The following is a 21,019-nucleotide window of genomic DNA, read 5'->3' as shown; positions in this document are numbered from 1 at the left end:
CCTTTTTTCGAAAACTCAATCGGAGACAGGCTGTTTTTGTGTATTGGTTTACATATGATAATATTCGTTCATCGATAAGTGAACTCTGACTAAAATCAAAAATTCTTCTATAAATTATTTGACTGTGTTTGTTGATTTTGAACTCGAAAGAAATGATGCTTGGTTCTGAGTGCTTTTACATTAGAACGGTTTTTTTTTAAGGTTCAAAAAATTCATTTTCAGACAACCTCGAATTTATATAATCAATTGCTTCTTCACTTTTCATAATATTGTTAATAGCATTTTTGATCCCTAACCCAATAATTTTTTCAACTTTTCTTAAATTAAAATTTTGACCTGATTTAAAGGAAGATTCTCTAACACCTTTATAATCCATTTCATTTGCAAAATTTAACCAAGGATACTGTGTCATTATATTTTGATTGCTAAATACAAAATCATTTACAGAAGTACCGCCTAATAAAGTAATCTGCTCAGCGATTTCATTAGTATACACCCATTTGAAAAACTCTGTAACTTCGTTGTCCTTTTGACAAAATTTGGAAACCCCTAGTGATCCCCCTCCTAGTAATGGTTTATCACCTGGTACTGATGAGAAGCCAATTAAAGGAGAAATCGCACTATGTGCTATAGTTGAAAAAAGATTCATATAAACAATTATCATAGCTATATCACCTTTTGAAAATAGAGAAATAGACTCGTCCCACCACTTAGCTGATAAATTTTTCGCTATAATTAAATTATCCATATAATTTTGTAAAGCTTTACTTGCTATTTCTTTAGTTAGTGATAGTGTATTGTTATTTTGAACTATTCGTCCACCTTCAGCATAATAGCGTAATAAAAACTCTGACGCTATAATCTCTGTATTTCCTGTTGTAATACATGATCCGTGTGATAATGGAGATTCTGGATTTTTTGATTGAGAAAAAAATTCCGATATTAGATTAAACTCATTGAAACTAGAGGGCGTTTTTAATTCACGTTTATATTTTTCATAAAACATTCTTCGAACTTTTGTGTCTTCAAAAATATCTTTTCTATAAAAAAGCATTTGTATACTAGGATCAAATGGTATTGCATATGTTATGCCATTAACAAGAGAATATCTATCAATTAGGTCCTTTGGATAATTTGATAGTAAATCATTTATCTCTGTGTTTAAAGAATTTAAAGGCTTTAGTGTTTTTTTTGCAAACCATGATAAGCCCGCCATATCGAGTCTAATAATATCATAATGTTTGTGATTTTCAATATCTGATAAAATGTCATAAATTTCCTCAAAAGAATAAACAGCTAATCTAATTTCAATTCCTGTTGTTTTTTTAAAGTGAGGTATTATTTTTTTTAACGCATCAGTTGTAGGACTAGGGATAGTAAGAATATTAAGTGTTTTATCCGAAAATTGATTATTTATTCTTTTGATATCAAATAAAAAACCTTTATTCTCAACAATAATTGGTGAATAATCTTTTTCTTCATTAGATTCATTTTTAATAATGGTCTCTGCAATTTCTTTTCCGAGTAATTGATAATTCATATGATATTTGTATATTAAATCTTCAATAAGAAAGTCTGAATCGGATAAACTATATATTTCTGGACATTTACCTGTATTGCCTAGGAAGTGGGCATTCTTTATATATCGAGCCTTTTCAATATCAGTAGTGACAATAACATCTAATAAATCTCCAGCAAAAAAGTCAAAAGCATTCTTATACGCTGTTGAATGAGTAGCAGAAATAGTTAGAAATTTTAATTTCTTATTTCGTTTTGAAAGTTCACTCATAAATCCCTTTTTAAAATCAGTTGAGCAAGTATATTCAATTAAGTCAGTAAATATCCCTAGCTTTTGATATTTCTTTTCATTCAATTTTTTTGCAACTGACCTTCCAATTTTTTCAAAATCGAAACTTGCAAATTTTATTGAGTTTTTTACATTGCGATAAACAAAAATTATATTTTCATGATTAATATTTAATTGTTCATAATAATCATTTGCATTACTTAAACAGGAAACAGCTATGACTGCACAATCTCGATTAGCAGCAATTTCTTCAAGAATAGAATGTTCATTTTCTTTTTGATCATTTGTGGTATATAAAGTAGTGGAATATCCATATTTAAAAAAAGTATTCTCTATTGCGACATATAGTTTATTATACTGTTCAGAAGAAATATTAGGTAATATTAAAGAAACTGTTTTAGTACTACCTGCTCTTAATGATTTTGCACGAGCGTTTATTTGGTAACCCATTTTTTTTGCTACATCTTCTACAAGCTTGATTTTTTCTACACTTACATTTCCTCGGCCGTTTAGAACATTTGATACAGTACCATGTGACACTCCTGCAGCTTTAGCAATATCTTTTATAGTAGGCATTTTGTTAAATCCCCCTTTGTAATTAATTCTATTATAACAATGAAATAAAAGAAAATAATTACTGGTACTAATTTCATAGGTATTGAAGAATGTTTGTCAGTAAAAATGAGTGAAAATTAATGAGAACTGATATGGAAAAAACTGTCGATAAGATGGGGGAAGTATATGTCCAAGGGGAGGACTGACTCATTAAAACGTTAACTATCAAAAAACATATAGCTCAATCATTCAACAAGATGTATGATAGGTTATTTCACAAAGATACCCCTATTAATCCTTTTATTAGACGAACCTTCTGAATTACTTCAATATTATGGTTTGATGAAGTCTAAGGGAAATATTTTGAAAATACAACAAGATATGAAATGTACTTTAACCCATTTATAAATCGTATCTCCAGAAAAGCCATATTTGCTACTTAAATCTATTACAAATTGTCCGAGTGTTAAAAATCGAATCTACAATAGTGTCTTCTTGAATTCATTATTATATTTATTCTCCAGTATTCTTACGTTCCAAGACAATGCACTCACTCAAAATATATTGTAAGGCTGTCCATAAGACCTACTAACTCCAATACCTGCTGTATCTAGACTTTTATATGAGCTAATTCAAAAACAGTCTTCTCTGACGATTTTATGATAATGACTGGTGTATGCCTATAATTTTTCAAATCAATTAATTCAACCCTCTATCGATTTAGTGAAAGATTCCTTAACTCCGAAGGTATTAGCCGTAATACAGAAGGAATTTAAAATCTTTAAAAAGCTATGGGCCAATTTGAGAAAAAGTATCCAAACAGATCTTATCGAATTTATCTAGGAACGATGTTCTAATTTATTGTGGATAAAACGAGAAAAGAGACGGTAGCTGGGGTATCACCCTACAAGCTATGAAAGACCGAATTAGGAATAAGCTTATAACTTCTAATAGAAGCCGCTTCATTAAAACATCTATTAGTATAGTCAATAGATTAAGTAATAAATGAACTGCACCCCAATTGTTAGACACATCTAACAATTGGAATTGGCTATCAGTTAATGGAGAAGAGCTTATGAAGCTGTTTTTAAAGGATCATCTAAGCTTTATTATTCTTTATATCATAACATTTATTAGCTTACCCATTCTTATTCATCAACTAGATGGCATTGAAAATCATTATTCTTACTTTATTTTTTTAGCTACTACCTTACTAACCACTCTTCTTTTCTTTCGTTATATACGCCGCAAAAAGATGTACGCACATATGAGTGGAAAGGGCTTGGATACAGGCGATTTTCTGATCCACCAGCCCGGTGCTCCCATTGAAAAAGCTTATGCTACCCAAATGCGAACGATTCAGTCTTTTTTCTTTTCAAAGGATGACGAATATAAGGATTTTTTACAGGAACAGCAATTACTGATTTCTCATGCGGTTCACCAAATGAAGACACCGCTTTCGGTTATTCAATTGCTCATCCAATCTAATCAGTTGAAAGAACCAAGATTATTCCTTGAATGGCAAAAGGTACAAATGGAATGCAATAAGTTGAACTTTTCATTAAATCAATTATTAACCTATAGTCGTTCTACAAAAATACTAGCAGATCTAAAAATAGAATTATTTTCGTTAAAGGGCATAGTACAGGAAGTGATTAATGAGTTAAAGGACTATTTTATTGAAAATGAAATATACCCTAAAAGCAATGTGATGGATAATATATCGATCTATTCAGATCGTAAATGGTTAAAGGTGGTTATTTATCAGTTATTAAGTAATGCTGTCAAATATGGCGAGAAAGATTCCAGCGTGATGATTGAATATGAAAATGGAAAGTTACTCATTAAAAATAGAGGAGAAACGATTCCTGAAAGTGAAATATACCGCGTCTTTGAATTGTTTTATACAGGGGCGAAAGGCCGCACGAAAATTGAAGCAACCGGTATCGGGCTTTACTTAGTCAAGAAAATTCTTACTACATTAAATCATCCCAGCATGTTATATTCTGCTAATCATGAAACAACATTTACAATTGATTTTTCTAGAAGTATAGAAACGGCTGCCAAATAAGGCAGCCGTTTTGAATGTGGCAATTTTGTCATATTGCTGTCATGTTGAGAGATGTTCGAGAATAGGGCATTGTGTCTATACTAATTGTAACGAAAGAATACAAAGGAGTGAAGAACTAATGGCAAAGGTAATTTTAAATGTCAAGAAACTTCAAAAGGAATACACAGGAGAAATCACTTATAAAGTATTGAAGGGCATTGATTTTCATTTAAAAGAAAATGAATTTATTGCCGTTATGGGTCCATCAGGTAGTGGGAAAACAACCTTCCTTAATTGCATTTCCACAATCGATTGTCCTACCAATGGCTCTATTACAATCAATTCTAAAAATCCATATGAACTAAATGACGATGAACTAGCAAAGTTCCGTCGTAAGGAATTGGGTTTTGTCTTTCAAGATTATAACCTTGTTCATACATTAACAGTAGAAGAAAATATTTTATTACCATTGACGCTTGATTCTGTAAATGAAGAAGAAATGAATGCACGTTTGGCGGAAATTGTAAATTTTTTAGGGATTGGGGAGATATTAAAGAAGCGTACATTTGAAATTTCCGGTGGGCAGAAGCAACGTGTCGCAATCGCAAGAGCAGTTATCCATGGTCCCGGTTTACTATTAGCAGATGAGCCAACCGGAAATTTGGATTCTAAATCCGTCAATGGTGTTATGACATTGTTTGAATCAATTAACAAAACATTTAATACGGGTATTTTAATGGTGACCCATGATGCCTATGTTGCTAGTTTTGCACAGCGTGTCATCTTTATAAAAGACGGTATTCTTTATAATGAGATACACAGAGGTGAAAATAAACAGCAATTTTACCAAGAAATTATGGACACAATTACGTTTTTAGGTGGTGGACAGCATGAGTTTTAATCATATAGTCATTCAAAATGTTTTACGTGATAAATGGACGTATATTTCCTACTTTTTAAGTAGTGTCTTTTCCATTTTAGTCTTTTTTTTATTTTCCATTACAGCATTTCACCCATTGCTAAAGGAAATGGATACTGATAGCACACTTGGTATTACAATGATTCTCGCTAGCTTTATTGTGTACATTTTTTCATTTGTTTTTATCATCTATTCGCTATTCGCGTTTTTAAAGAAGAAGACAAAAAGCCTGGGTATTTTTTTGATCACTGGGGCATCCATGAAGCAAGTACGAAAGATGGTTTTTAGGGAAAATATGCTTATTGCCAGTGCAGCTATTGTAACAGCGATGGCGTTGGGGCTTTTAATCGCACCCTTATTTTTAATGGGTGCCAAAAAAGTGTTACAGGCGGAAAGCTTTGGAATGTACGTTCCAGTACAAGCTATTGGATTAACGGTATTTCTTTTTGTAATTTTATTCTTTGTCGTTTCAAAATTTATGACACGCTTTATTAACAAAGAAGAAGCTGTCCAGCTGTTAAAAGCAGATGTAACCCAGGATAAATTAATTATACCTGCTCCGAGGAAATTGATTTTATCGCTATCTGTGAGTGGCTCCCTATTACTAGCCCTAAAATGGAATATGAATTGGGTTGAATCAATTGGATTACTTTATTTTATCGCGCTGTTTATCAGCTTGCTACTTTCCATTTACTTTATTGTAACTCAAGGAATGTTGGTGGCGATTCTTCTATTACAAAAACGACCATCTTATTACCAAAAAACAAAGATGCTTTTTGTCTCCAACTTGAAGGCGAAAGGACGCTCACATGCGCATATCATTTATTTATTAACGGTATTACTGCTTGGGGTGTTTGTATGTACAAGTGTGCTCTATAGTTCTTATTATAACGTAAAAAAAAATACAGAAGAAGTATATCCTTATAGCTATCAATACATTTCACTCCCTGAAAATAAACTGGAAGATGAACAAAAAGATATCACGTTTATAGAAACGACCCTTGCTAAAGCAGGTGTATATAGGGCATACAATTCGGAATTTAGGACGGATGAGGATCAACGAATCGCCTTCATGTCCGTTTCGAGTTATAATTCGCTCGGCATGCATAAGGAACTAACACTAAAAGATAATGAGTATTATGTTGCAGCGGGTAATGAAGGTGTACTTCCGAATACGGAAACAATACACGAATACCCGTTTGCTAACCTTCGTTTTGCTGGACTAGAGAAACAAAATATTTTAACGACAGGTTTGCAGAATGTGTATTATATTGTCCCTGATGAAGTTTATAAAACAATCGATTATCCAGTATATAAAGTATTTGCATATGAGCTTGAAAATTGGACAGAGAAAATTGATGTTGCCAAAACGATTTCATCTAAGGTTCATTTAGACCCTAATGTTCATTTAATTGCTTCTAAAATTGAATTATATGATGCAGAAAAGTCAGTGAAGAGTATCATGTTCTTTATCGGATTTATGCTTAGTTTGATTTTTTTGAGTGCTACGATGAGCATTCTTTATTTTTACTTGCAATCAATACTTGAAGGGGAACAGGAAAAATATGCAGGTATTCGTAAAATTGGTCTATCTGTTAAAGAATTAGCTTCTGTTGTTAGGAGAGAGCTGGGCATTTTAATTTTTATCCCGTTTACATTTTCAACCCTCATTCTTTTTACTGCGATGTTCAGCTTGCGTAATTTTATATCAATGACATTTTATCAGATGACAGCTATTGGAGTAGGGGTATTTTTACTACTGTTTGTCATAAGCTTTTTCATCATTCAGAGAAGCTATTTAAACAAACTTGTGAAACAATCATGATTGGTCAAACGACAACTATGAAAGATTAGTCAAAGGTACTAAAGAAAGTTCAAATACAAGATAAAAGAATGCACGAGGAAGAGAAGATTAAAAATTTCACAATATATTCAATCCTTCTAATCCCTAGACTTAAAGGAAATCAAAGCGAAAGACTTTGAGTTGTTAGTACGATATATGTTTGACTATACTAAATCCGTACAACCGGGCAAGAAGGAGGATTACGAATGAAAACTATTAAATTTTTATTAACAGTTTTTAGTTGTTTAGCAGTTTTTATGTTAGTTAGTTGCGGTAAGGATAGTGCTATGTTTGAGAAAGACTATTATGTAAAAATTGGTGAGAATGAACAAACTCCTGATGATAACGGAGAATATGTTTATATTTTAAAAGGATTTGATAAAAGTGGAAAGGAAAAGGTTGTAACATTTTTTGTTGATAAGCCTTTTAAAAAAGGAACGATTGTACGTGTTCCTAGAAGTTATAATGGGCATACTGGGATTGCCGAAGAAATTAAAGTTAATGGGTTACCGCAAAATATTAAAAAGAAAGCAACGGAATCTGTATAGCTGTTCGACTATAGACTATGGAAGAGGGGGATTTCACCCCCTTTCCACACTTTTCTGAAGAAAGCAAACAGCTATAACCGATGGTAGACGATTTATTTGAAAATGGTAGAAGTGACAGACAATAAATAAGTGAGTGTATAATTAATTGTCCATTATTGTCATCTTCTCATATTTGAATAGCACATCACACTATATTTCGGGTAAATTCAATTTAAAAAAACCTTGAAAGGTCATAGCCAATCAAGGGAATTAAATAAAATTAAATCTCATTCGAGACCTTCAGTCCTTCAATAAAGGATTTGAAACTTTCTGCAACCTTATAGATATTTTCGTCTTGGCTTGATGGATCCGAATACCACCCTTGATCCCAGAAGTAGATTCCTTTCTCCTCATCATTATTTATTAATAGGATTTTACCTGCACACATATCACTACTACCTATTATGATGCAATTCGTATGTAAGTCTTTCTTATACTCCTCATGCCATTTCAGCAAATTAAGCTCTTTTTCTTTAACATCTATTCCGTATAATACTTTTAATGAAACAAGTGTGTCTAACGCATCGACATAAAACTTACCTTGTTGCACAGAGGTAGTACCTTCATTATTTTCAAGGAGAAATTGTTTATAATCGGGAGGGAATTCAAAATCAACATATCGCTCAAAGTTATTGATTGCTTCCTGTGTTGCTTTTTTATATCCAGTAATATTCATTTTATCACTCCAGTTCAAATTTCTATAAAACATTAAGATGAGCCATCTGTTTTATTTAGAAAGCCGGGTTCCTTCTAGTAACCTTGTTTCCTTAAATTGACAAAAAGTGACCGGGTATTTTGCCCGGCTTTTCTATAGTTATTTAATCTGTTGCATGCATTTCTTCTTTAATTAAGTGTTTTACATTTCAAGTTCATTAAAGTCAATTTGAGGTGGTTCTTTTTTGAAAAATCCTGTGGATAATGCCAAATACAAAATACCAAGAAAGGTCCAAAAAAGCCCAATTTTAATAGAAAACAAATCAAGGTTACTCCATAGATACAAAATAAAGAATAGACCAATTAAAGGGCCTATCAAGTTGCTTAGGGTAAATCCTAAAGTGCGTGACTCTTTAGACCTAAAGTAGTTTGTTATTACACATATATTCGCAAAAGAAAAGGAAGTGAAGGCACCAACATTAATAAGAGACGTTGCTGTACGTAAATCTAAGAAAAGAGCTGATAGAGCTAATAACCCAATTAATAGAATATTTGGAACTGGTGAGTTTAATTTGGGATGTAAATATCCAAAGAAACGTTTAGGTAGTACATCATCTCTTCCCATTGCATATAACAATCGGGAAGCACTTACTTGTGCTGCCAAACCAGAAGCAAATACTGAAAATAAGGCACCTGCTGTAAATAACGAGAGGAATAAGTTCCCTCCTATAGTAAAAGCTATTTCAGGGGATGCGCCTTCGATATTATTAAACACAGATACATCAGGGAAAAGAGACTGCATAAAGTAGGTAACAGTGAAGAAAAAGATCCCACCTATTGATGCAACTATTAATATAGCCCTAGGAATATTTTTTTTAGGATTAATCGTTTCTTCAGAAAGGGTAGTTATGGCATCAAACCCTATAAAGGATAAGGAAAGCAGAGCTGCTCCTGCGATTACCCCTGAAAATTCAAAATTGGCAGGAAATAGATTCGTTAGGGAAATGAAATGTTCAGGTCCATTTATAATAGAGCGAACATTAAAGTAAATGAAAATAACAACAACTAAAAATTGAAAAAGTACAAGCAATATATTGATAGACGCAGCGATTTCGACCCCAATGATATTTAAAATACTAATAATACCAATGAGACCAATAATCCATATCCAACCAGGGACTTCAGGCAATACTGCTGAAAGGTAAATTTTTATTAATAAGGCATTAATCATTGGAAGAGCTAAGTAAGCTATAAAAGTGACCCATCCAACCATAATACCTATATAAGGATTCAGAATATTTTTTGTGAAGGTGTAAATAGACCCCGACGTGGGATATTTTTTTACTAACTTTCCATAACTTAAAGCGGTAAAAAGTATTGCGGTAAAGACCACAATATAGGATGCAGGCACATGCCCTGAAGATACATCTGAGGCAATTCCAAAAGTGTCAAATACAGCAAATGGCGACATATACGCTATTCCTATTGCTATCAAATGAACTAACTTTAGCCTTCGTTGAAGTTGATTCGTATCATTCATAAACCCATTCCTTTCAAGTCTGCGTTGGTTCTGTTTGTGTTATGTCCTGATAATAAAAGATAGTAAATTCTACTTTCGTATCATAATTTAAAAGAGTTTGGATAGAAAAGAAAAAACTTGTTCTATCGCCACCAGTTCTGGCAAAGTCCTCTCTTTCTGATGATTCGAAATGTCCGGGTTGAATGGAAACGATTGCAACCTTGGAATATCATCTGGATGAATAACTTCTAAATGTTCCAATGATGGCATGAAGCTCCTCTACCGTTTGTTTCTGAGCGACTTCAAAAGCGTCTAATGCTAATCAGTTTGCTTCACCGCACACATAATGGAACCAGCTAGTCACCTCAATGTTCACTTTTATTAGTAGGGGGAACTGTCTTCAAGGATGCTTTCTCCTCAATTCGTACTCTTGATTAAACTGACGAAATCAATAAGTAACTTTTACAGTTTAAACTTGATATAGAGAAGGGGGGAGGGAATTCCGGATCCCCCCAGTTTCATCTTTAGTCCAAGTTCACCCAAACACTTTTCACTTCAGTATAATTATCTAGTGCATAGGATCCCATTTCGCGCCCGAATCCTGATTCTTTATATCCTCCAAAAGGAGCAGCTGAATTGGTGATATTATAGCAATTCACCCATACAGTTCCTGCTTTTAATTTTCTGGATATCTTGTGAGCGTTTTTTAGATTTTCAGTCCAGAGTCCTGCTGCCAAGCCATATTGACTAGAATTGGCACGTTTGACAACCTCATCTATACTGCTATACGGCATTGCTACTACAACAGGTCCGAATATTTCTTCTTTAGCAATTGTCATTTCATCTCCAACATCTGCAAATACTGCAGGTGAAACAAAGTAGCCTTTTTCTGACCTTTCTCCTCCAACTAATAGGGTGGCACCTTCTTCAATGCCCTTTTTTATATAAGAAGTTACAGTTTCTTGCTGTCTCTCTGAAACTAGTGGTCCCATTTCTGTAGTTTCGTTTAATCCATTACCTAATTTTACCTCTTTAGCATAATCTACTAATCTCTCAACGACTTCATTATATAGATGATCTGGAATAAACACTCTTGAACCAGCGCAGCATACTTGTCCTTGGTTAACCATTATTCCAGAAAACACGCCTGGAATAGCTTTATCTAGATCGGCATCAGGTAATATGATATTCGGCGATTTTCCTCCAAGCTCTAATGTTACTCGCTTCATGGTGTTTGCCGCCTCTTTCATGATTACCCGACCGACAGGCGTTGACCCAGTAAAAGCAATTTTGTTCACTTTTGGATGTTTCACAAGAGCGTCACCAGCTGTTTTCCCAAAACCATTAATAATATTGATTACTCCTTTAGGAAATCCAGCTTCTTCTATAAGAGTAGCCAAGTATAAAGCAGATAAAGGTGTTTGTTCTGCTGGTTTCAATATAATTGTACAACCTGTTGCCAGGGCAGGAGCTATTTTCCATAAGGCCATCATGAAAGGGAAGTTCCAAGGGATAATTTGTCCGACCACACCAACTGGCTCATGCTCAGTATAATTGAGATATGAGTGTGAAATGGGGATTGTTTGGCCGGTCATTTTAGTAGTCCAGCCAGCATAATATCTGAGAGTTTCAATAGCATTAGGTATATCGCCATTTTTCAACTCGTTAATAGATTTACCATTGTCTAAGGTATCCAGTTGTGCGATAACATCAATATCACGCTCTATTAGATCGGCTAATTTATGCATTAGTCGAGATCTATCATAGGAACTCATTTCAGGCCAAATGCCCTCTTCAAAAGCACTAGAGGCAGCTTCAACCGCCGCATCGACATCCTTTTCACCAGCCTCATGAATGGTGGCTAATACTTCTCCTGTTGCTGGATTTATGGTTTTAAACGTGTTGCCTTCTATGGATTCTTCCCATTCACCATTAATATATAATTTTTTTTTTGTTTCTTTTAAAAATTCTAATGTTTTTGGGTGTAATTTCAACGCATAATCAATCACAAATATACCTCCTATTCAACTTTTGTATCTCTTGCTATTCTGAGTTTCTATTAGGTATTCTCCTAAATTTTTTTTGAAAAGGCGGTTAGTGAGTCATCTACAATACTAATGATCCGTTCCAGTTCATCCTTATTAATAATAAGTGGAGGGGCAATAGCTACAATATTCATACCTGGTTCAAAGTCAAATGGTCTAATTAGTAAACCTCTTTGATAACACTCATCTACAAGGGTAACTGATGCCTTTACAGTGTCATTAAAAGGAGTATCTGTATCAGGGTCCGCCATTAAATCAAACCCAGCTAGTAGGCCCTTGACTCTTCCTTTTGCAAAGAAATGATACTTATCTTCTAAGTAGCGAATCCCTCTTTCTAATTCTTGTCCCATTAAGCTTGCATTTTCAACAAGACCATCCCGTTCTAGAATTTCAATATTTTTCAACCCGACTGCACAAGCAGTTGGATGACCGCTATACGTGAATCCATGTGCTAACATACCATCATACTCTGTAATCGCATCTCTAATCTTTTCTCTCATTACTACGCCGCCAAGTTGAGCGTACCCACTTGTTATACCTTTTGCAATCGACATGAAGTCAGGAACAATATCCCAGTGATCGACACCAAACATTTTTCCGGTTCGTCCAAAGCCACAGATTACTTCGTCAGCAATTAAGTGAATATCGAATTCATCACAAAGATCTCTTACGGCTTTCAGATATCCTTCAGGAGGAAGGTGAACTCCACCAGCACCTTGAATAGGCTCTAAAATTACTGCGGCAATTTTATCTTTACCCTCTTTTTCAATGATGCTTCTAATACATCCTTCATATTCAGGATGACTTTTATTCCCCAGTTCACAGTCCGTAAGGTGTGCTTTAGCGTTTACAATATCGGGATCAGTTGAGCCAGAAAATTCCCGGTAAACATCTATTCCTGTTGCTCTTTGTGCAGAGACGGTTACGCCGTGGTACCCTCTTTTTAATGAAATAATCTTTCTTTTTTCTGTATATCCTTGTAACTGCCAATAAAATCTTGATAACTTGAAAACTGTGTCATTTGACTCTGAACCGCCAGAGGTAAAGAAAACGGTATTTAAATCTCCTGGTGTTAAAGATGCTATTTTTGCAGCTAAACGGACTGTTGGGTCAGTGGCGTAACCATAAAATGTTGTAGAATAAGCAATATCTCTCATTTGTTGATAAGAAGCATCAGCTAGTTCTTTATTTCCATGTCCTAGGTTTACATTCCATAATGTAGACACACCATCAATATACGTTTTGCCCTTCATGTCATGGAGATGGATACCTTCTCCTCCTGTGAAAATAATCTTCGGACCAAATTGGGCCTGAGTTTTAGGGTTGGTAGAAGGGTGAAGAAGATGTTTACGGTCTAATGCTGACAATTCCGCAGCTAGTAATTCGTTATTATTTTTTTGACTAAGTTTACTTTGATTCATATTAATCACTCCTAAAAGAATTTATTGTACAAAACGAGACACTTAATTGTTTGCTAGTTTTTCGATGACATAAAGAAGGACATTTGCTCCTCTTTCTATGTCATCATCTAAAGTAAGTTCTTCTTCATTATGGCTAATACCATTAATACTTGGTAGAAAAATCATCCCAGTATCAGCTAGTTTGTTTATATATTTAGCATCATGCCCGGGACCACTAAATAATCTTATAGATGAGTACCCCCACTTGTCAGCTGCTTCATGTATTACATCGGTAACAATTGGCGAAAATACAACAGCATCAGAGTGCCAGTCTGTAGTGATTGTTACATCCACGTTATACATTAATGCAATAGTTCCTAACTTTTCTTTTAACCATTCAATTGAGTAGGACCTAATTTCGTCATCCTTGTGTCGGATATCAATCATAAATTCTACTTGGCCGGGTATTACATTCGTAATATTTGGTTTGACAGCTAGCTTGCCTACAGTTGTTTTCAAGCCTTCAATTTCTTTGGATATCTCGTTCACCGTTGAAATCATTTTGGATGCAGGAACAAGGGCATCTTTTCGGTTTTTCATTGGTGTAGGACCAGCATGATTTGTCTCACCTGTTACAGTAACATTCAGCCAGCTCATACCTTGTATGCCTTCAACAATTCCAATTGACTTATTTTCATTTTCTAAAATAGGTCCTTGCTCCACGTGAAGTTCAATAAAATTTTTTACGTTTCTTAATCGATGATTTTCATCGCCCATGTAATCAATACCTTTTAATGCTTCTTGGAATGATACACCGTCACAGTCCTTCGAGTTGTATATGAAGTCTTTTCGAAATTCCTTTGCAACACCCCCAGATCCAAGCATCGGTGGTGTAAAACGTGCACCCTCTTCATTTGTAAAGTTAATAATTTCAATAGGGTAATCAGTTTCAATATTATTTTCATTAAGTACTCTAATGACTTCTAAGGCAGTCAAAACCCCAAGAATCCCATCGAAACGTCCACCACAGGGTTGGGTATCTAAGTGAGAACCAACAGCAATAACTGGACCATCATTTAGTTTACCCTTTCTTCTCCCGTAGATATTTCCAAAGTCGTCGACCCTGACATCTAAACTTTCTTCATGTAACCATTTTACAAATAAGTTTCGCATGGTTTGATCTTCTTCCGATAAGGCAAGACGATTTAGACCACCATTTTCAGTAGCGCCAATGGAAGAGCTAATTTCGAGTGTTTCAAGTAAACGACTCCTATTAACTCCAGGCAGTAATGACTTCATTTTTTTCCTCCTCACTAGCATATATGCAAGCTATCTTAAAATTTAATGCAAGTATCATGCCAACATGATAAAGGGCATAAAACATAATAAAAAACACACTACTAATCTGAAAATTTATAATATATAATCAAATTTGAGTCGATTACGGAGCGTAAAAGAACCGAAAACGACTCGAAGTGATTGATTTTTCAAGGAGGTCGTTTTTATGGGTACCAAGTTTTTTGAGGATAAGCATTTTCATCACATTTTTAACCATTTGAAAGACGGAATTTTTATAGCTGATAGTAAAGGAGTGGCTCTATGGGTGAATGATACCAGTACGAAACAGATGGGTGCACCTCGCTCTAAAATAATAGGAAGAAGTGTAATTGATTTGGAGAAAGCTGGATTGTTTAATCCATCTATAACGATAGATGTATTAGAAAGGAAAGAGTCTGTTACAAAAGTTCAAACATCAAAAGGACGGCAGTACCTAGCTACGGGATATTTAGTAAGAATACAAGAAGATAACACCGAATACATACTGGTACAAGTAAAAGACATTACAGAAACAGTCAAAGATTCTTTCAAACTAGAAAAAGCTGAAGCACTCCTTCAAAAATATTGGGATGAACTTCAACAAATGAAGCTTAATCATAATGAAGGTGGAAAAAAGCAATTAGTCATTGGTAATAGTAAGAAACATAAAGAGATGTTTGAATTAATAGGTAGTGTTGCTTCGGTAGATGTAACAGTACTGCTACATGGGGAGACTGGTGTAGGGAAAAGTATGGTTGCTGAGGAAATTCATAAAAAAGGATATCGATCTGATAAGCCTTTTGTTCAGATTAATTGTAGTGCAATACCAGAAGCGCTATTGGAGTCAGAGTTATTTGGTTATAAAAAAGGAGCATTCACAGGGGCTAATAGCGGTGGGAAAATCGGGTTGGTAGAAAAGGCAAAGGGGGGAACTCTTTTTTTAGATGAAATTGGAGAACTCCCATTGAATCTTCAACCAAAACTTCTTCAATTATTGCAAAACAAATCATTTATTCCCATTGGTTCAACGGATTTAAAAGAGGTAGATATTCGTATCATAACTGCTACAAATCAAGACCTCTTACAAATGGTACATGAAAAACGATTTCGAGAAGATTTATATTACCGGCTAAATGTTGTTGCTATACAAATACCAGCATTAAGAGAGAGGAAAGAAGATATTCTTCCATTGATTTTCAATTACTTTGACTTATTTAAAGCAAAGTATAAAAAAACCTCTACCTTAAGCAATGAGTTACTTGATTCCCTACAAAATTACAGTTGGCCTGGAAATATTCGCGAGCTGGAAAATATGATGGAGAGATTAGTGGTTACTGCAAAGTCAAATGTTATCGAAAAAACAGCACTATCCAATAAAGTATTAGAGGAAATTCAGCATAAAGAAAGTTCTAATATTAGTTTAAATGGTCAAAGTCTTCCAACATATTTAGAGCAAGTTGAGCAAAGAGCCATAATGGAAGCGAAAAAGGAACATAAATCAACAAGGAAGGCAGCTCAATCATTAGGAATAACACAGTCTTCTTTCATGAGAAGGTTAAAAAAATACAATCTATGAATACTTACTATAGTCAAGTCAATAATTATAAAGAGTAGAATTGAATCGATATCGAATCGAATTTATTAAAGATAGTATGAACGTTGCTTGGCTTTTAATAAACATGAATCTGTAAAACTGGGGAATAAGTCTTTTTTTACACTAAATTATAGGTTTTTTTAGAAAAATGATAAATGTGGTACGAAATTTGCATGTATTTAAGTGGAGTTTTAAATAGGGGGATGGAAAATGATACAAGATTTGCGCAACACACCTAAACAAGACGGTTTTAGAATGCCTGGTGAGTATGAAACACATAAGGGAACATGGATGCTTTGGCCTCTAAGAACTGATACTTGGAGAGCTGGAGCTAAACCAGCTCAAAGAGTATATGTCGAGGTTGCTAAAGCAATCTCGGAATTTGAGCCTGTAACCATGTGTGTGAGGGCAGAACAATTTGAAAATGCTCGTTCTCTTTTACCAAGCAATATTCGAATTGTTGAGATATCATCTAATGATGCCTGGATGCGTGATATTGGACCAACCTTTATAAAGAATGATAAGGGGGAAGTTCGAGGGATAGATTGGGGATTTAATGCTTGGGGAGGATTAGAAGGAGGACTATATTTCCCGTGGGATTTAGACCTCCATGTTAAACGAAAGGTGATGGAAATCGAACAAATAGATCGTTATGATGCCACGGATTTTATACTTGAAGGCGGAGCAATTGCCGTGGATGGTGAAGGGACATTGATAACAACAGAGCAATGTGTTTTAAATCCTAATAGAAATGGCAATCTAACAAGAGAAGAAGTTGAGGAGAAACTGATTCAATATTTAAATATTGATAAAGTCATTTGGTTAAAAGATGGCTTAGTAGGTGATGAAACAGATGGTCATGTGGATGAAGTTATGTTTTTCGTTCGGCCGGGTGAGGTAGCGATTAGCTGGACAGATGACCCAAGTCACCCACAATATGCTGTACTTCAGGATGCTTATAAACGTTTAGAAGAAGCAACTGACGCTAAAGGAAGAAAGTTGAAGATTAATAAAATACAATTACCAAACCAAATTACCTTAAGTGAAAAAGAAAGTCTTGAAGTTGATTATTCATGCCATAGCTTTGAACGTTCAACAAACGTAACCTTTATTTCAACTTATATTAATTGTTACCTATGTAATGGTGGAGTTATTTTACCGACATTTAATGACCCCCAAGATGAACATGCTATTGATGCATTCAAAAAAATGTTCCCGGATCGTAAAATAGTTACCGTTAACACTCGTGAAATTTCTGTTGGCGGTGGAAACATCCACTGTATAACGCAACAACAACCTTTACCTTAAAATAAATATTTGAATAATATCGAACTAAGAAGAGCTGAGTTTTTCCATAAATTCAGCTATTCTTTTTCTATTTTTGGATCAATAGTTAAACAGGTGCGTTTGTGTAGGCTAAAAAAAATGGTATGAATCTTGCTTGTATATTTATTTAGATTTAAATTCAATTTTTATAAAAGGGGAAGGTGTATAAGTTGAAGTTGTAAATAACAGGAGGATGTCCTTCCTTTTGAAAAGAAATCAAGGGGGATAATGAATTCTTCTAGTGAAGGAAAATGGACGATTGAAAAGGCTCTTGATTTACATAAAGCCACTTTGGTCATCGCCATGTCCTTATAATGGGGAAAATAACTCATAAAAGGGGGGAAATAAAATGAAAAGAAACAATACAGTTGTTCTAAATACAGTAATAGTAGGTTTATATAACGATAAAGAATTAGATAGAATGTTGAATCAATTATCAAATTACTACCAAGTTGACAAAAGAGATTTTATTGTAAGTAAGGTGAATCCAAATAGCAATTAATACCCCACCCACATGTAGCTTCTTAGAAGTATATGCATACTTGTATGAATATTTTCCGTATAGATGGCTGCCTGAAGTCGAAAGCGAGAGTCACTTACTAAATCTATGGCTTCCTCTACAGGATTGATTTTGTTAATAAAAACAATTGAATGACAGAGAGCTTAAACTAGTAATCTTTATCAATAATTAATAGAAAATTAGAAAAAATTAAAAGTTTAATAAGCGTTTATTTAAGTTGATTTTCCTCAATTACTTATCTAATTGGAGTCATATTTTTGATGATAGTTACTGTTTATATAAGGATTTATATATGCAGAAGCATACCGTCTCCGAGAGGGCGAGATTTTGAACTAATTAGGGATTTACATGAAAGGAGGCAATCCATTGGAGTTTGATATTCTTTCCGAAAATAAAGAAAACCAGGCTATTCATCATTATTGCTTATTGTCAAAAAATTATAAATATGATGTGACCATCGCATACTCGGCTCAGTTTTGCGGTAAAGCAATGGTCACATCAATTCAAAGCGGAAGAATGATCCTGCTGTGTGCCGATGATATTAATTTAGATCAGTACTGGGCCCCGAAGCTTGGCATTGAACAAGAAGATATTCCCGAATTTAAAGACTTTCTCAAGTTAATTTTACAATCTCAATTTCATGTTGAAGAATACTGATGGGAGGAATGTTGAACGATGTATATGTACTTTGATGTTATTCATAGCCCTTGTGATGGTATTGTTGAAGAAGTTTCAATAACCAAAAATTCAAGATTCTACGAATGGGAACAATTATTTCGTATTAAGGCGCCAGATGGAAGTGTGAAAGTCATCCATATCGGTGTCAGCGGTGAGGTAGAATCATTGGAGGTCCATGAGGGGGAACAAGTAGTAGCAGGGATGGTCCTGGCCTATTTTAAAGAAGATTTATTCGTGACCGGTAGCGATTAATATACAGCTAAAAGAAGATGAACAAAATCATCTTCTTTTTTCACCTTATTCAGATACTTCACTCTTTTTCTCTTGGATAAAAGCAATATAAATTTACATTTACATATTTAGAGATAATTGAGTTTGACTTAATTTTGTAATTGCTAAAGAAAAGATTTGACTACTCATTAGTAGGTTTTGGTTTATATATTATTTAATTAAAAAGGACTTTTTTAATTTGTTAAATCTCATTTTAATCGATTGTTCAAGCCTCAAATATACACCCTCGAAAATATATTAACCAACAACACTCTAAGTTGAAGAAAATGAGTAATGCTTTAAACAAATTAGTAAGGAATAGGTATATTCATCAAAATTGATTGTGATTTCAAACATTTCTATAACTTTTGGTATTGAATGGAAGTTAATTAGACATAAGGAATAGTTTGACTTTATTAAAGGGTCTTTTTATAATCACACTAACTACCGATAGTTAATGGAGTTTGAGTAGTAAGATTTGTGGATCAATACGATTTTAGTTGTTCAAGTTTCTGAAGAAGGAAGTGATAGTAACAAACAGGAGAAGGTTTTCAATGCCTGTGATCGGCATGTCCCTTATTTCTTGAAATATAGTGACCCATGACTAAACAGTTTGTGAGGCTACTGCGACTATCAAATTTTCTTTTTTTTGGAAATATTGAAACAGGTGGTTATACCGATAATGATATTTCATTCATTGGCTCATGTTTTAAGAAAAAGGTAAACAGTTGTTAGGAGGACGAGAAAATGAACCATACAAAAAAAGTTGCTTTAATTACTGGGGCAGGCAGCGACTTTGGGCGTGACTGTAGTATGATACTATCACAAAACGGTTACAAGGTTGTGCTGGTGGATATTAATAAGGAAAAAGGCGAAGAAACGCTGAATTTGATAAGAGAAAAAGGCGGGGAGTCAATCTTTGTAAAGGCTAATGTTTCTATAGACGCAGATGTTAAAAACTATATAAGCGTGGCAAAGGATACGTATGGACAAATCGATTTATTTTTAAATAACGTGGGTATCATTCAGAAATATGATTTACTTCAGGATATTGAAGAAGACGAATTTGATCGCCTTGTTCGTGTTAATATTAAGGGTGTTTTTCTTGGATTGAAATATGTATTAAAAGTTATGGAAAGTCAGGGTAATGGGGTCATCATTAATACAACTTCGACTGCAGGAATACGTAGCAAACACATTATGAGTGTCTACTCAGCCACAAAACATGCTGCTGTAGGGCTAACTAAATCAGCAGCACTCGAATACGCCAAGAAAGGAATTCGAATATACGCTATTTGTCAAGGTAGTGTAGTAACTGGAATTACAGAAAGTATTATTAAATATTTTGAACAGCCTGGGACCCATATTCCTGAAGAACTTCCCGATATAAGGATTAGTCGATATGCAGACCCACAAGAAATAGCCAAAATGATTTTATTTTTGGCTTCAGAAGGTTCCAATTATATGACGGGTACCATTATTATGTAGACGGGATTTAACCTTGTAATATTGTTAAGTAATGGACATTTACTTAACAGGTTATGTATTTGGAGTATCATATACCATTCCTTAAATGCAAAAAGTTGGCGGGGATCCGTTATTAAATCGGGGGTATGGAAGGAACAACCCTTATACTTCCGCTAAAGGTGCACTACGTTCATTATCAAAGAGAAGTGTCCGCGTCAATTCTATTCATCCAGATATTATTGTTACTCCAATGATTGAAGAGACGAACAATCCAAACAATACTTTACAATTTTAACTTAACCACCCTCTAAGTAAGTCTACCTAAAATAAAAAAATTTCATTCATAAAATATTTGGTCGTGCAAAGAGTGTTTGAAAGGTGTGATTTTTTTACTTTTCTATGGTAATTGCAAAATAACACATAACGAATGACCTATTAATTACAATTTAAAAAAATATTATGAAACTT

Annotated in this window: 16 protein-coding genes; 10 read left to right on the top strand and 6 right to left on the bottom strand. The window is 34.2% G+C overall.

Annotation, left to right across the window (positions count from 1 at the left end; all coding sequences use genetic code 11):
* Positions 1 to 196: 196 nt before the first annotated feature.
* Positions 197 to 2,383 (bottom strand): extracellular solute-binding protein, encoded by a 2,187-nt coding sequence (locus J7I96_RS26485; protein ID WP_214922437.1) that lies wholly within the window; start codon positions 2,381 to 2,383, stop codon positions 197 to 199.
* 1,054 nt (positions 2,384 to 3,437) lie between these two features.
* Here J7I96_RS26485 and J7I96_RS26480 point away from each other — a divergent pair.
* The 4 genes from J7I96_RS26480 (at position 3,438) to J7I96_RS26465 (ending at position 7,722) form a co-directional block, all read left to right on the top strand.
* The gene (locus J7I96_RS26480) at positions 3,438 to 4,433 is read left to right on the top strand and encodes a sensor histidine kinase (protein WP_214922435.1); all 996 of its coding nucleotides are present in this window, start codon (positions 3,438 to 3,440) and stop codon (positions 4,431 to 4,433) included.
* A gap of 118 nt (positions 4,434 to 4,551) precedes the next feature.
* Complete coding sequence (locus tag J7I96_RS26475; protein ID WP_214922433.1) at positions 4,552 to 5,313, top strand: ABC transporter ATP-binding protein; 762 nt, start codon at positions 4,552 to 4,554, stop codon at positions 5,311 to 5,313.
* Positions 5,303 to 7,156, top strand: a complete 1,854-nt coding sequence (locus tag J7I96_RS26470) for an FtsX-like permease family protein (protein ID WP_214922431.1) — start codon at positions 5,303 to 5,305, stop codon at positions 7,154 to 7,156. Before J7I96_RS26475 ends, J7I96_RS26470 begins: the two co-directional genes overlap by 11 nt.
* Positions 7,157 to 7,380: 224 nt before the next feature.
* Positions 7,381 to 7,722, top strand: coding sequence for a YxeA family protein (locus J7I96_RS26465; protein ID WP_214922429.1), 342 nt, complete (start codon positions 7,381 to 7,383; stop codon positions 7,720 to 7,722).
* A gap of 259 nt (positions 7,723 to 7,981) precedes the next feature.
* Here the strand turns inward: J7I96_RS26465 and J7I96_RS26460 are convergent, their stop codons facing one another.
* The 5 genes from J7I96_RS26460 to J7I96_RS26440 form a co-directional block, all read right to left on the bottom strand.
* Positions 7,982 to 8,437: an SMI1/KNR4 family protein gene (locus tag J7I96_RS26460; protein ID WP_214922427.1), complete on the bottom strand. Its 456-nt coding sequence runs from the start codon at positions 8,435 to 8,437 to the stop codon at positions 7,982 to 7,984.
* A 180-nt stretch (positions 8,438 to 8,617) separates the two neighbouring features.
* On the bottom strand, positions 8,618 to 9,955 hold the full coding sequence (locus tag J7I96_RS26455) for an APC family permease (protein WP_214922425.1): 1,338 nt from the start codon (positions 9,953 to 9,955) through the stop codon (positions 8,618 to 8,620).
* A gap of 503 nt (positions 9,956 to 10,458) precedes the next feature.
* Positions 10,459 to 11,943: an aldehyde dehydrogenase family protein gene (locus tag J7I96_RS26450; protein WP_214922423.1), complete on the bottom strand. Its 1,485-nt coding sequence runs from the start codon at positions 11,941 to 11,943 to the stop codon at positions 10,459 to 10,461.
* A gap of 62 nt (positions 11,944 to 12,005) precedes the next feature.
* Positions 12,006 to 13,400 carry an aminotransferase family protein gene (locus J7I96_RS26445; protein WP_214922421.1) on the bottom strand — a complete coding sequence of 465 codons (1,395 nt, stop codon included), beginning with the start codon at positions 13,398 to 13,400 and terminating at the stop codon, positions 12,006 to 12,008.
* 42 nt (positions 13,401 to 13,442) lie between these two features.
* The gene (locus tag J7I96_RS26440) at positions 13,443 to 14,678 is read right to left on the bottom strand and encodes a M20 family metallo-hydrolase (RefSeq protein ID WP_214922419.1); all 1,236 of its coding nucleotides are present in this window, start codon (positions 14,676 to 14,678) and stop codon (positions 13,443 to 13,445) included.
* Positions 14,679 to 14,883: 205 nt separating this feature from the next.
* Here J7I96_RS26440 and J7I96_RS26435 point away from each other — a divergent pair, with 205 nt between their 5' ends.
* The 6 genes from J7I96_RS26435 (at position 14,884) to J7I96_RS26410 (ending at position 20,572) form a co-directional block, all read left to right on the top strand.
* Positions 14,884 to 16,272: a sigma-54 interaction domain-containing protein gene (locus J7I96_RS26435; RefSeq protein ID WP_214922416.1), complete on the top strand. Its 1,389-nt coding sequence runs from the start codon at positions 14,884 to 14,886 to the stop codon at positions 16,270 to 16,272.
* Between the two features lie 231 nt (positions 16,273 to 16,503).
* Positions 16,504 to 17,598, top strand: coding sequence for an agmatine deiminase (gene aguA / locus J7I96_RS26430; RefSeq protein WP_311315155.1), 1,095 nt, complete (start codon positions 16,504 to 16,506; stop codon positions 17,596 to 17,598).
* Positions 17,599 to 17,965: 367 nt separating this feature from the next.
* Positions 17,966 to 18,118, top strand: coding sequence for a hypothetical protein (locus tag J7I96_RS26425; RefSeq protein ID WP_214922412.1), 153 nt, complete (start codon positions 17,966 to 17,968; stop codon positions 18,116 to 18,118).
* A gap of 384 nt (positions 18,119 to 18,502) precedes the next feature.
* On the top strand, positions 18,503 to 18,793 hold the full coding sequence (locus tag J7I96_RS26420) for an SAV0927 family protein (RefSeq protein ID WP_214922410.1): 291 nt from the start codon (positions 18,503 to 18,505) through the stop codon (positions 18,791 to 18,793).
* Between the two features lie 24 nt (positions 18,794 to 18,817).
* Positions 18,818 to 19,066 (top strand): biotin/lipoyl attachment domain-containing protein, encoded by a 249-nt coding sequence (locus J7I96_RS26415; protein ID WP_214922478.1) that lies wholly within the window; start codon positions 18,818 to 18,820, stop codon positions 19,064 to 19,066.
* 765 nt (positions 19,067 to 19,831) lie between these two features.
* The gene (locus J7I96_RS26410; protein WP_214922408.1) at positions 19,832 to 20,572 is read left to right on the top strand and encodes an SDR family NAD(P)-dependent oxidoreductase; all 741 of its coding nucleotides are present in this window, start codon (positions 19,832 to 19,834) and stop codon (positions 20,570 to 20,572) included.
* Positions 20,573 to 21,019 lie beyond the last annotated feature (447 nt).

It is taken from the genome of Bacillus sp. ISL-78, assembly GCF_018613455.1.
Taxonomy (GTDB): domain Bacteria; phylum Bacillota; class Bacilli; order Bacillales; family DSM-1321; genus Peribacillus; species Peribacillus frigoritolerans.
The sequence above is the reverse complement of the archived record's forward strand: the minus strand, read 5'-3'. Positions and strand labels throughout refer to the sequence as shown.